This is a genomic window from Micromonospora sp. NBS 11-29, from assembly GCF_002140155.1.
Classification (GTDB): Bacteria; Actinomycetota; Actinomycetes; order Mycobacteriales; family Micromonosporaceae; genus Micromonospora.
In genome coordinates, this window is the sequence record NZ_NAPR01000004.1 from 121,661 (window position 1) to 134,035 (window position 12,375).

Below are 12,375 nucleotides of genomic sequence, written 5' to 3' on the forward strand. Positions count from 1 at the left end.
TAGATTGTCCGGATGAGCATCTCGTGGGCCGACTCGTACGTCGGACAGCTCCGCGCCCTGGCCGGTGACCGCACCCTGATGTTCGTCGGCGCCCGCGCCGTGGTGCGCGACAACGCCGCCCGGGTGCTGCTGATCCAACGCTCCGACAACGGCCAGTGGGCGCTGCCCGCCGGCGCCATGGAACTGGGCGAGTCGATCGCCGACTGCGCGGTCCGCGAGGTCCGCGAGGAGACCGGCCTGCGGGCGCTGCGGGTCAGCGCCTTCGCGCTCTACACCGGGCCGGACCGCACCAGCACCAACATGTACGGGCACACCTACCAGGTCTTCACCACCGCGTTCCGGGTCGACGAGTGGGACGGCGAGCTGTCCCGGTTCACCGACGAGACCACCGACGCGGGCTTCTTCCACCCGGCGCAGTTCCCCGCCCCGCTCTCGCCCAGCGTCACCGAAACCCTCGCCGACCTGGACGTCTTCGAGCAGACCAACCGCCTGATTCTGAAGTAGGCCGGCCCTGCCGGCAGCATCCCCGAGTAGGCCGGCCCTGCCGGCAGCATCCCCCGAGCAGGCCCGCTCAGAGCATCGTCTGCGACTTCGCCTCCATGTCGGCGGCGGCCTCGTCCTTCGACTCCTTGGGCAGCGGCTTGCCGCCCGGGGCGGCGGCCTTCCCGCCCAGCGGGTCCGCGCCGCCGGTGGCGCCCTGCGGCCCCGCGCCGCGCAGCAGGTGGTCCGGCATCGCCAGGGTGACCAGCACCGCCAGCACGGCGATCAGCCCGGTGGTCAGGAAGACCAGATGCAGCGCCTCGACGAACGAGGCCTGGACCGCGGCGCGTACCGGGCCGGGCAGGGCCAGGATCGCCGCCGGATCGTTGATCGAGAAGTTCCCGCCGGCCGCCACCGCCGCCCGCTGGTCCGGCGGGACCTGCGCGAGCGCCCCCGGCAGCCGGTCGGCCAGCGCGCCGGTCAGCCGGGACGACAGCACCGCACCCAGGATCGCCACACCGAACGACCCGCCCAGCGACCGGAAGAACGTGGCCGAGGAGGTGCCCGCCCCGAGGTCGCGGACGTCCACCGCGTTCTGCACGGCCAGGATCAGCGACTGCATGCACAGGCCCAGCCCGACGCCGATCACCACCATGTATCCGAACGCGGCCCAGAGCGAGGTGCCCACCCGGAGCTGGCGGAACAGCAGCATGCCGACCACCAGCACGGCCGCGCCGGCCACCGGGAACCACTTGTACCGGCCGATCCGGCTCATCGCCCGGCCGGTCAGGATCGACGTGACGATGATGCCGGCCATCATCGGCAGCATCAGCAGACCGCTGCGGGTCGGCGACGCGCCCTTGACGATCTGGAGGTAGAGCGGGATGAAGATGATCGACCCGAACATCACCAGGCCGAGCACGAACCCGGCGGAGTTGGCCAGCGCGAACGTGCGGCTGCGGAACAGCCGCAGCGGCAGGATCGGCTCCCGGGCCCGGGCCTCCTGCACCAGGAACGCCACCGCCAGGACCGCGCCGGCCACGAACAGCCCGACGATCACGCCGGAGCCCCAGGCGTAGGAGTTGCCGCCCCAGCTCAGCGCCAGCAGCAGGCAGCTCACGCCGGCGACCAGCAGCGCCGCACCGATCCAGTCGACCGCGTGCTCGCGGCGCTGGAACGGCACCAGCCGCATGACGTGCCAGCAGACCACGATGGCGAGGATCGCCAGCGGCACGTTGATGTAGAAGATCCACCGCCAGTTGGTCTCCGCGAAGTAGCCGCCGACCAGCGGGCCGGCCACCGACGACAGGCCGAACACCGCACCGAAGAGACCCTGGTAGCGGCCCCGCTCCCGGGGCGGCACCACGTCCGAGATGATGGTGAACGCCAGCGTCATCAGGCCACCCGCGCCGAGGCCCTGCACGCCCCGGGTGACGATCAGCTGGGTCATGTCCCGCGACAGGCCGGCCAGCAACGAGCCGAGCAGGAACGTGCCGATCGAGAAGAGGAGAACCGGCCGGCGTCCGTACAGGTCGGCCATCTTGCCGTAGAGCGGCGTCGAGGCGGTCGACGCCAGCAGGTACGCCGTGACCACCCAGGAGTAGTGGGTGATCCCGCCCAGCTCACCGACGATGGTGGGCAGCGCGGTGCCGACGATGGTCTGGTCGAGCGCGGCCAGCAGCATGCCGGTCATCAGACCGAACAGCAGCAGGCGGATCTGGCGGGCGGGCAACGCGGGTGCAGCGGCCTGGGCGGTCATCCCGCTTCCTATCCCACCGGGGGCGGATCATGCCCCCGGTGGGACGTCGAGTTTTGTCAGCCGGCGGTGTGCCGCCCCTCGGCGAACTCCTCCACGATCTTGTCGCAGAACGCCGGCAGGTCGTCCGGCTTGCGGCTGCTGACCAGCCCGTTGTCGGTGACGACCTCCTCGTCGACCCAGTTGGCGCCGGCGTTGGTGAGGTCGGTGCGTAGGCTCGGCCAGGAGGTGATGGTGCGGCCCCGCACCACGTCCGCCTCGACCAGCGTCCACGGGCCGTGGCAGATCACCCCGACCGGCTTGCCGGCGTCGAAGAACGCCTTGACGAACCGGACCGCGTCCGGGTCGGTCCGCAGGAAGTCCGGGTTCGCCACCCCACCGGGCAGCACCAAACCGTCGTACGCCCCGGCGTCCGCCTCCTTCGTGGTGACGTCGACCTCGTACTGTTTGCCCTGGTCAAGGTGGTTGAAGGCCTGGATCGAGCCGGACTCGATGGAGACCAGCTCCACCCGGGCGCCGGCGTTCTCCACCGCCTCGCGGGGCTTGGTGTACTCGACCTCCTCGACGCCGTCGGCGGCCAGGAAGGCGATGCGCTTGCCCTGAAGTGTCGCTGCCATGCTGCTTCTCCTCTCCGGGGTGTGTCTGCACGGTTCCCCCGACCGACGCCGCGAAACGGACGCCACCGGTGGCCCGCGTCCCACCCCGGCCGCCGCCCGGGTCAGGTTTGCCCGGTCGAGGCCGGGGGACCCGGAGGGGCATGGCAGGAGCAGCGGCGGAAGAACGCCGGCTGGCCACCGTGGTGGCGAGCTGGCAGGGGCGTCCCGTGCTGGTCGTCGGCGACGCCATGCTGGACGAGTGGCGGTTCGCCGAGTCGGAGCGGCTCTGCCGGGAGGCGCCCGCGCCGGTCCTCACCCTGCGCCGCCGGATCTCCGCCGCCGGCGGGGCCGCGAACACGGCGGTCAACGTCGCCGCGCTCGGCGGGCGGGCCGCGCTGGTCGCCCCGGTCGGCGCCGACGTGGCCGGGGACGAGCTGCACGACTGCCTGGACCGGGCCTCGGTCTGGGACCGTACGGTGAGCCAGCCCGGCCGGCCCACCCCGGTCAAGCGGCGGATGCTCGCCGGCAACCAGATCCTGCTCCGGGAGGACTCCGGCGGCCCGGAGGACGGCCTCGACGACGACGGGGTGGCCCGCCTGCTGACCGCGCTGCACTGCGCCAGCGAGGAGCTGCGCGCGGTGGCCGCCGGCCAGCCGGTCACGCTCGTGGTCTGCGACTACGGCCTGGGCGCGCTACCCACGGCGGTACGCGCCTGGCTGGTCGCCAACCGCGACCGGTACGGCACGGTGGCGTTGGACGCGCACGACCTGGCCGACTGGCGCGGGCTCAACCCGACCGTGGTGACCCCGAGCTTCGCCGAGGCGACCCGGTTGCTGGCCCGCGCCGCCGCCGGCTTCGCCCAGGCCGGGCCGGGCGCGGTCCGCAGCGGCGGCGACCTGCACCTGGACCATCCGACGGCCGCCGACGGCCCGTCCGAACTGGTGGTCGGCGCCGCGCCCGGCGGGGCCGGCGAGCGGGAACCGGGCGACGCGTTCGGCCCGGCCGGCGAGCGGGAACCGGGCGCTGTGCCCGGACCGGCCGAGCGGGGGACTAGCGACGCGTTCGGCGAGCGCGTTCCGGGCGGCCCGCATCCGGCCTCCGGCGCGCCCACCGGGCCGGCCACCGGCGGGGCGACCGGCCCGACCGGCGAGCCGACCCCCGGCGAGGGGCGGGTGGCGCTCACCGGGGACGGGGTCAGCGTGACCGGCACCGGGGTGACCGTGAGCACGGCGGCCGGCGCGGGCGTGGACCGGGCCGTGCTGGCCGAGTCGCGCCTGCCCGAACTGCGCGCCCACACCGGCGCGGACGTGGTCGCGGTGACGCTGGACACCGAGGGCGCGGTGGTCGGCGGTGCCGACGGCCCGACCCGGCGCAGCCACAGCACCCCGGTCCCGGCCAGCCACGCCGTCGGCGCCGGGGACGCGTACCTGGCGTCCATGACGCTGGCGCTCGCGGCCGAGGCGGGCCTGCCGACCGCCGCGCAGCTCGCCCAGCTCGCCGCCACCATCACCGTGGCCGACACCGGCACCTGCGTGTGCCGCCGGGAGGACCTGCTCACCGCGCTCGGCGCCGGCGGCGAGGAGGCCGGGCACCCGGCCCTGGTCGGTGCCGAGGAGCTGGCCACCCTCGTGGCCGAGCACCGCCGGGCGGGCCGGTCGGTGGTGTTCACCAACGGCTGCTTCGACGTGCTGCACCCGGGGCACGTCCGCTACCTGACGCAGGCCCGCGCGCTCGGCGATCTGCTGATCGTGGCGGTCAACTCGGACGGCAGCGTACGCCGGCTCAAGGGGCCGGACCGGCCGGTCAACCCGGTCGAGGACCGCACCGCGCTGCTGGCGGCGCTCGCCTGCGTCGACCATGTGGTGGTCTTCGAGGAGGACTCGCCGGCCCGGCTGATCGAGGCGGTCCGCCCGGACGTCTACGTCAAGGGCGGCGACTATCCGCCGGAGATGGTGCCGGAGGCGCCGCTGGTGCGCCGGCTGGGCGGGCAGGTGCGCACGCTCGGGTACGTGCCGGACCGCTCCACCTCGGCGATCATCGACCGCATCCGCGCCCAGTCGAACACCCCCACCATGAACGAGGGCAGGCCGGCGTGACCCGACCGCTGGACCCGGGCACGCTCGAACAGTTCCGCCGGCCCCGGCGGCTCGACGTGCTGATTCCCACCCGCAACCGGCCGGCCGAGCTGGCGGTCACCCTCTCCGGGCTGGCCGGGCAGGAGGGCGTACCCGGCTTCGGGGTGGTGGTCAGCGACCAGTCCGACGGCGAACCCGCGTACGCGCACCCGGCGGCGGCCACCATGGTCCGGGCCCTGCGCCACCGGGGGCACCCGGTGCTGCTGACCCGGCGGCTGCCCCGGCGCGGGCTGGCCGAGCACCGGGCCTACCTGCTGTCCCGCTCGGCCGCCGACGCCGTGCTCTGTCTCGACGACGACGTGTGGCTGGAACCGGGCACCCTGACCCGGCTGGTGACCGCGCTGCACGAGCTGGGCTGCGGGTTCGTCGGCAACGCGGTGCACGGGCTCTCCTACACCGACGACGTCCGCCCGGACGCGCACCGGCACTACGAGGAGTGGCCGGGCCGCCCGGAACCCGAGCGGATCCGTCCGGGCACGCCGGAGTGGCACCGGGCGTCGATCCACTCGGCGGCGAACCTGCTGCACGTCACCGAGAAGCTGGGCCCGCCGGCGGGCGCGTGGCGGGCGTACAAGGTGTCCTGGATCGGCGGTTGCGTGCTGTACGACCGGGCCAAGCTGATCGACGCCGGCGGCTTCGACTTCTGGGCCCGGCTGCCCGAGCGGCACCAGGGCGAGGACGTGGCCGCCCAGCTCGCGGTGCTGGAGCGCCACGGCGGCGCCGGCGTGCTGCCCAGCGGGGCCTACCACCTGGAGTCGCCGACCACGGTCACCGAGCGGGACGTGGAGGCGTGGGAGGTCGTGCTCAGCGAGTCGACGGCGGAGGTGTGAGCAGCTCCCGGGCCGCCTCGACCACCTCGACGAGCGGCACGTCGGCCACGAACGACACCCGGTGCGGGCAGTCGCCGTCGCCCGGCCGGTGCGGGTAGATCCCGGGGGTGCAGTCGACGCCGCAGACCGGGCAGCGGGTGGTCCAGGCGGCGATCGGGCGGTGCCGGCCACGCAGCGGCGACGCCCCGTTGATCAGGTTGCCGACCCAGAAGATCCCCACCGTGGGGGCGCCCACCGCGGCGGCCAGGTGCAGCGGGCCGGTGTCGTTGGAGACCACCAGCGCGCAGTCCGCGTACGCGGCGGCGAGCGCGCCGAGACGCAACGTGCCGACCTGCGGGCGGACCGGCACGCCGGCCGCCGCGACCACCGCGTCGACCGTCTCCCGCTCGGCCGGGGTGCCGGTGACCAGCACTTCGTACCCGTCCCCGGTCAGCAGCCGGGCCACCTCGCCGAAGCGTTCCGCGGGCCAGCGCCGCCGGGTGTCGGTGGCGCCCGGGTGCAGCGCCACCCGGGGTCGGGTGAGTGGGCCGAGCACGACGGCGGCCTCGGCCCGGTCGGTGTCGGTCACCGCCAGCGTCGGGGTGACCGTGGTGGCCGGCGCCCCGACCAGGGCGGCCACCTCCAGGTAGCGGAACACCTCGTGCTGGTAGTAGACGTAGCGCAGCCAGCGGTCCAGCGGCGGCGCGTCGTCGGCTCGCAGCCCGGCGGTGACCCGGGCGCCGAGCCGCGCCACCAGCGGGTTCGAGTTGGCGCCGCCGCCGTGCATCTGCACCGCCAGGTCGAACCGTTCGGCGCGGGCGGCGGCCAGGAAGTCCGCCGGTTCGACCGCCGTCTCGTCCGGGCCGGGCTCGCGGATGCCGGGCCCCGGCGGCACCACCAGCACCCGGTCCACCGGGCCGGGGCGGTCGCGCCAGAGGTCCGCGTGCCACGGCGCGCCGAGCAGCACGATCTCCGCCGACGGGTACGCGGCCCGCAGCGCGTCCAGCGCGGGGAGCGCGAAGATGAAGTCGCCGAGCGCGTTGGCCCGCAGCACGGCGATCCGCTCGACGTCCGGCACACGCTCGCCGACCGGCCCGAGGACCGCTGGGGTGCCCACGACTCCTACGGCCGGTCGGTCTCGTCGACCGTGGTGTCCGGGTGGTGCAGCTCCCGGTCGGCGGCCGGGTCGACCGGCATCGACGTACGGTCGACGGTGGCGCGCGGGCCGGTGCGGCCGACGGTGATGGTGCGCGTCGCGGGCCGGGCCGCCCGGGGCAGCCGTACCCGCAGCAGGCCGTGGTCCATCACCGCGTCGATCCGCTCCGGGTCCACCCGCGACGGCAGCTCGACCCGGTATTCGAAGCCCCGGGTGGTGAACCCGCCCGGGATGCCCTGGTCGGCGTTGACCTCGGCCTCCGACCGGGCCCGTACGCACAGCTCCCGCTCGTCCAACTCGACGGCCACCTCCTCGGGCGCGACGCCGGGCAGGCGGACCACCACCTCCCAGCCGTCGGCCACCTCGCTGACGTCCACGTCCGGGGTGCCGGAGCGTCCGCCGACCAGGCGGCTCAGCTCGGACCGCAGCGCCTGGAGTTCGCCCATCGGGTCCCAGCCCTGCTGGCGACCCCGCCAGCTCCGACCGCCGCTCTGTTCCGTCATCGCACGTCTCCGATCCGTTGGGTGGCCGAGGGGGGTCGCAGCGAGCTGGGCGCGTCGAGGTCGTGCTCCGGGTCGACGCCCACACCCAGCCGGTCGACCAGCTCACCGCCGAGCCAGGCGCTGACCCCGAGGATCGCCAGGGCGACCACCTCGATGGCGATCAGCGCACCTCCGGCGGCCCGCGAGTCGGCGTTGAGCCGGACCGCCCAGACCGCGGCGAAGAGGAGGATCACCGCGACGTTCGCGCCGGCGTGGGTGAGCCCGACCCGCTTGGCCCGGGTGCCGGCGGGCAGGGCGAGCAGGTCGAAGGCGCCGGCCGCGGCGGCCAGCAGGCCGCCGATCAGACCGACGGTGATGTTCCAGTACGCGACCTCGCCGAGGAAGTCCGGCCCGCCCACGGTGTCGATCAGGTCGAAGATCACCGCGGTCACCAGCAGGCCCACCGGGAACATCACCAGCATCGGGTGCACGGGATGGCCGAGCACCTTCAGTCGGCTCTCCATCTCCGCCTCCATCCGTGACATCCGCGGCACTCGACGCGGTCTCCTAGGCTGACCCTGACGGAAATCGACCCGTCGCGGGCCCGAACCGTCGTCAAGGTCAACGGACGGGGGAGGAAGACGTGACGACACAGGAGATCACCAGCCCGGAGGAGCTACGCGACCTGCTCGGCGCACCGATGCCCCGGGCGCTCGCCAAGGAACGCCGCACGCTGCACCAACGCGACCGGGACTGGCTGGCCGCCTCGCCGTTCTGCCTGGTCGCCACCGCCGACGCGGACGGCGCCTGCGACGTCTCCCCCAAGGGTGACCCGCCCGGCTTCGCGCTGGTGCTGGACGACACCACCGTCGCCATCCCCGAGCGGCCCGGCAACCGCCGCGCCGACGGCTACCGCAACATCCTGGCCAACCCGCACGTCGGGCTGATCTTCCTGATCCCCGGGCGCACCGACACGCTGCGGATCAACGGTCGGGCCCGGCTCGTCCGCGACGCGCCCTGGTTCGACCGGATGGAGGTCGAGGGGCACCGGCCGGTGCTCGCCGTCGAGGTGACCGTCGAGCAGATCTTCTACCACTGCGCGAAGGCGTTCCTCCGCTCCGAGCTGTGGCGGCCGGAGACCTGGCAGCCGGACGCGCTACCGTCCCGGGCCCGGCTGGTCAAGGAGGTGGAGGCCCCGGCGGAGAGCCTGGCCGACCTGGAGCGCTACTACGGTCCCGACTACGCCCGGAAGCTCTACGTCGACCGGTGATCACTTCGCCGGCGCGTACACCGCCGGCACGCCGACGTCCGACAGCGCCCGGGCGAGGTGCGGGGCGGTGGTCTTCACGTACGCCGCGCCGATGTGCGAGCCGCCTCGGTAGATGAGCACGTTGCCGAACACCACCGGGCACCGGTCGGTCGGGCAGACCGCGTCGAACAGGTCGATCATCTTGACCTCGGGCACCCCGGTCACCGCCCGCCGCTGCATCCGGTAGGCCGGTTCCTGGTCGTGGCGTACCCGGTCGAACGCGCAGGCCGACAGCGCCTTGCGATTCTCGTCGGCGCACGTCACGGCCGCGCCGGGGTGCGGGTTGTTGGCCATCACGACGACCCGCGTGCCCACCGCGTCGAGCTTCCGCCACGAGGCCCGCACGCCCGCCACCATCGCGTCGACCGAGGGGCCCCTGCCGGCGGCGGTGAGCGCGGTCGACGCCGACTGCGAGGTCACCACGTAGTCGGGCCGTTCCTCGACCAGCCGGCTCAGCAGCGTCCGGTTCCACTCGATGCAGTCGGTGTACGGCTTGCCGGAGTTGTCGCCCTTGAGCATCTTGGCGCTGGTGAACGCGCAGCCCGCCTTCGCGGTGATCACCAGCTTCCAGTCGTTCTGCGCGGCGAGCACCTGGAACGCCGGCAGCCACTGGTCCATCTTCGATGNTCGGGTTGCCGTAGGTGCAGGACAGCACCTCGGCGCCGACGACCTGCTGGAAACACTTGTCCCGGTTGGTGTCGGGCACGTCCATGAACCCCTGCCGGATCTGCAGCGGGTCCGGCGTGATCACGTCGAACCGCTCCGGGACCGGGCCGATCGGGGCGGTGCCGGGCATGGTCGACAGCAGCGCCGCGCCGGGCGCGTACCGGCTCCTGCCCGACGTCGCGGCGGCCGCCGCCCACGCGCCCATGAGCACCAGGGCGAGGCCGGCGCAGATCCCGGCCATGGTGAAGTTGCCGCCGAGGCTCAGCGCGAGACGCGGCGACGCCGAGATCTTCCGCGAGTGGCGCAGCGGGTTCTCCACCAGCCGGAAGGTGACCCAGGCGGGCACCACCGAGGCGAGCGCGATCGCCAGCCCCTGCGTCACCGACAGGTCACCCCAGTGCGCGGCGGCCACGATGAGCATCGGCCAGTGCCACAGGTACAGCGAGTACGACAGGTCACCGACCCAGCGGAAGGGCCGGGTGCCGAGCACGACGACCGGCCCGCGCGAGCCCGCGGCGACGCCGGCCGCGATCACCGCGGCGGCGCCGAGCGTGGGCAGCGCGGCAGCGTACCCGGGCCAGGCCGTCTTCGCGCTCACCAGCAGCGCCGCGGCCACCACCGCGACCAGGCCGGCCCACGCGAGGACGACGGCCGGCAACCGGGGCAGACGGGCGGCGGCGGGCGCGAGCAGGGCGACCCCCGCGCCGACGGCGAGTTCCCAGAGCCGGGTGGTGGAGACGAAGAACGCCCGCTCCGGTGCGGTCGCCGTCTCGACGATCGACCAGGCGAACGACGGTACCGCCAGGACCGCCAGACCGACCCACAGCACCGGCCGCACGTTCGTCCGCCGCAGGCCCCGCGCCGCGAGGATCGCCAGGACGATCAGCAGCGGCCAGAGCAGGTAGAACTGTTCCTCCACGGCGAGCGACCAGAAGTGCTGGACCGGCGACGTGGACGCGTTGTCGGCGGCCAGGTAGTCGACCGCACGCTCGGCGAACCGCCAGTTCACCACGTAGATCGCCGCGGCGGCGATGTCGCCGCCGATGACCTGCNACCGCCACGGCGGTGGCCGCCAGCACCACGGTCGCGGCGGGCAGGATGCGCTTGGCCCGCCGGGCGTAGAAACCCCACAGCGAAACCCGGCCGGTGCGCTCGATCTCGGCGATGAGCTGGCCGGTAATGAGGAAACCGGAGATCACGAAGAAGACGTCGACCCCGACGAAGCCGCCCGGAAGAAACGGCAGCCCGGCGTGGTAGAGCAGCACCAGCCCGACGGCCACGGCGCGAAGGCCGGCGATGTCGCCCCGGAACCGCGACTCACGCCCGGTCGCCGGGCCTTCCCCGGCCGCCACCTTCGTCAACTCCGGGGAAGTCATCACGATCCTCATGTTCTCGGGGCACGGGCCAGGGAACGATAGCGGCCCCTCACGCGGGTGGGCAATCGCGTACGACGTCGATTAACCAGCACGGGCGGGGGTACCGATTCCGGTGCAGACGACTGGACGACAAGGAGTGGCCATGGCCAGAAAGGTCGAGAAGTCCATCGACGTCGACGTGCCGGTCAGCACCGCGTACAACCAGTGGACCCAGTTCGAGGAGTTCCCGCGGTTCATGGGTGGCGTGCGGGAGGTGCGCCAACTGGACGACCGGCGGATGCACTGGATCGCCGAGATCGCCGGTGTGCAGCGCGAATGGGACGCGACCATCGTCGAGCAGGTGCCGGACCGCACGGTGGCCTGGGCGGCCACCGGCGGCACCCCCAACGCGGGCGCGGTGCACTTCGCGCCGCTCGCCGCCGACCGCACCGAGGTCCGGCTCCTGCTGGAGTACGAGCCGGAGGGCCTGGTCGAGCAGGCCGGCGACAAGCTCAACATGGTGGACCGGCAGGCGCAGTCCGACCTCGAACGGTTCAAGGACTACATCGAGGGCCGGCAGGTCGAGACGGGCGGATGGCGCGGGACCATCGCCCCCGGCGGGGCGGGTCTGCCGGACCCGACGGCCCGGCACCGCGCGGACACCGACGAGGAGCCGCCGCCGGAGACCGAACCCGAGTACGCGGCGCGGCGGCCGGGTGCCGTCGCGCCCGATTCGGGCGGGTAGATCTTCTTCCTCCCTGCCGGAGTGGGCCCGGCGGGCCGGTCCGCGTGGGCCGCGTCCGCCGGGCCCCCTTCGTGCCGGGAGGCCATCACCAGCTCAGAGTTTCCGTTCCGCCGTCCAGGTTGAGGTAGTCCGAGATCTCGCCGCCACGCCGGGGCTCGGTGTCCGAGTCGGTGGGTGCGGCCAGACCGAGTTCGGCGTACAGCACCTTCCGATGCGCCGTCACCACCGATTCGACCAGGTCGAAGTATTCGTACGCCGCGGCGCGGACACGTCGGAACGCCGACACCGTGACGAGCGCCCAGACCACGAGGAACACCGCGGTCCAGAGGACCCGGTGCGTGGTCCGCAGATGTCCCGCCCACAGCAGCGGCACGAAGACGACGGCGCCCAGGCTCAGCATCCACTGCTGGACCCGACCGAGCACCGTCGCGGTGGCCGAGGCGAGCCGGTCGTGCATGTCTTTGGGAATGAGCACGAGCAGGACCGGCCAGGTGGAACCGAGATCCAGCCCGTAGGCGCTCCTGATGCGCTGATTCGCCGCGGCCTGCGCGTTACCGATCCGGGTGGGGGCCAGCGCGGTGTCACCGAGCGCCGGAAAACGCCGCCGCTCGGGGTGGTCCGGCCCGGTGCCCGGACCGGTCAGCCCGGCGCGACGCTTCTCCAGGTGGTCGCGGCGCCAACGGGTCAGGTCGTTCTCCGGCCAGCGACCGCACAGCCACGCCAGCACCGGCTCGGCGGCGGCGCTCAACAGCGCCGCGGTGACGATCACCACGACCGCGGCGAGGATGAGCAGCGCCACCGGGCCGCCCGGCTTGTTGNGTCCGAGCGGCCCAGCAGCAGCGTCCCGGCACCGAGCAGCCAGAAGAGCACCGCCGAGCCGAGCAGG

The 12,375-nt window shown here is 73.7% G+C and carries 11 protein-coding genes and 3 pseudogenes; 5 read left to right on the top strand and 9 right to left on the bottom strand.

All coding sequences use genetic code 11. The annotated features are described in order from the left end of the window. The first annotated feature begins 12 nt into the window (after positions 1-12). Positions 13-504 carry an NUDIX domain-containing protein gene (locus B1205_RS04620; RefSeq protein ID WP_089154490.1) on the top strand — a complete coding sequence of 164 codons (492 nt, stop codon included), beginning with the start codon at positions 13-15 and terminating at the stop codon, positions 502-504. A gap of 67 nt (positions 505-571) precedes the next feature. On the opposite strand, the gene B1205_RS04625 is transcribed toward B1205_RS04620, so the two are convergent. Next, positions 572-2,239 carry an MDR family MFS transporter gene (locus B1205_RS04625; RefSeq protein ID WP_089154491.1) on the bottom strand — a complete coding sequence of 556 codons (1,668 nt, stop codon included), beginning with the start codon at positions 2,237-2,239 and terminating at the stop codon, positions 572-574. Between the two features lie 56 nt (positions 2,240-2,295). Beyond that, positions 2,296-2,853, bottom strand: coding sequence for a type 1 glutamine amidotransferase domain-containing protein (locus B1205_RS04630; protein WP_089154492.1), 558 nt, complete (start codon positions 2,851-2,853; stop codon positions 2,296-2,298). A gap of 140 nt (positions 2,854-2,993) precedes the next feature. Here B1205_RS04630 and rfaE2 point away from each other — a divergent pair, with 140 nt between their 5' ends. Both rfaE2 and B1205_RS04640 read left to right on the top strand, forming a co-directional pair. Continuing rightward, positions 2,994-4,928: a D-glycero-beta-D-manno-heptose 1-phosphate adenylyltransferase gene (gene rfaE2, locus B1205_RS04635; RefSeq protein WP_089154493.1), complete on the top strand. Its 1,935-nt coding sequence runs from the start codon at positions 2,994-2,996 to the stop codon at positions 4,926-4,928. Further along, positions 4,925-5,797 (top strand): glycosyltransferase, encoded by an 873-nt coding sequence (locus B1205_RS04640; RefSeq protein WP_089154494.1) that lies wholly within the window; start codon positions 4,925-4,927, stop codon positions 5,795-5,797. Before rfaE2 ends, B1205_RS04640 begins: the two co-directional genes overlap by 4 nt. Here B1205_RS04640 and B1205_RS04645 read toward each other — a convergent pair. The 3 genes from B1205_RS04645 to B1205_RS04655 are packed head-to-tail and all read right to left on the bottom strand — an operon-like array spanning position 5,772 to position 7,938. After that, positions 5,772-6,893 (bottom strand): glycosyltransferase family 9 protein, encoded by a 1,122-nt coding sequence (locus B1205_RS04645; RefSeq protein WP_089154495.1) that lies wholly within the window; start codon positions 6,891-6,893, stop codon positions 5,772-5,774. The genes B1205_RS04640 and B1205_RS04645 overlap by 26 nt on opposite strands. A gap of 5 nt (positions 6,894-6,898) precedes the next feature. Then, positions 6,899-7,435 carry an Hsp20/alpha crystallin family protein gene (locus B1205_RS04650; protein WP_089154496.1) on the bottom strand — a complete coding sequence of 179 codons (537 nt, stop codon included), beginning with the start codon at positions 7,433-7,435 and terminating at the stop codon, positions 6,899-6,901. Next, positions 7,432-7,938 carry a DUF2231 domain-containing protein gene (locus tag B1205_RS04655; RefSeq protein ID WP_089154924.1) on the bottom strand — a complete coding sequence of 169 codons (507 nt, stop codon included), beginning with the start codon at positions 7,936-7,938 and terminating at the stop codon, positions 7,432-7,434. Before B1205_RS04655 ends, B1205_RS04650 begins: the two co-directional genes overlap by 4 nt. A 119-nt stretch (positions 7,939-8,057) precedes the next feature. Between B1205_RS04655 and B1205_RS04660 the strand changes: the two genes are divergently transcribed. Beyond that, positions 8,058-8,684, top strand: a complete 627-nt coding sequence (locus B1205_RS04660; protein WP_089154497.1) for a pyridoxamine 5'-phosphate oxidase family protein — start codon at positions 8,058-8,060, stop codon at positions 8,682-8,684. Here the strand turns inward: B1205_RS04660 and B1205_RS30885 are convergent, their stop codons facing one another. The 3 genes and pseudogenes from B1205_RS30885 to B1205_RS30895 form a co-directional block, all read right to left on the bottom strand. Then, positions 8,685-9,341: an SGNH hydrolase domain-containing protein gene (locus B1205_RS30885; protein WP_254909720.1), complete on the bottom strand. Its 657-nt coding sequence runs from the start codon at positions 9,339-9,341 to the stop codon at positions 8,685-8,687. A gap of 433 nt (positions 9,342-9,774) precedes the next feature. After that, positions 9,775-10,401: pseudogene (locus tag B1205_RS30890) on the bottom strand (acyltransferase family protein); the annotation flags it as partial. 97 nt (positions 10,402-10,498) lie between these two features. After that, a pseudogene (locus B1205_RS30895) lies at positions 10,499-10,777 on the bottom strand (acyltransferase family protein); the annotation flags it as partial. Positions 10,778-10,907: 130 nt separating this feature from the next. Here B1205_RS30895 and B1205_RS04670 point away from each other — a divergent pair. After that, positions 10,908-11,354: pseudogene (locus B1205_RS04670) on the top strand (SRPBCC family protein); the annotation flags it as partial. Positions 11,355-11,574: 220 nt separating this feature from the next. On the opposite strand, the gene B1205_RS04675 reads toward B1205_RS04670, so the two are convergent. Continuing rightward, positions 11,575-12,288: a hypothetical protein gene (locus B1205_RS04675; RefSeq protein WP_089154498.1), complete on the bottom strand. Its 714-nt coding sequence runs from the start codon at positions 12,286-12,288 to the stop codon at positions 11,575-11,577. Between the last annotated feature and the right edge of the window lie 87 nt (positions 12,289-12,375).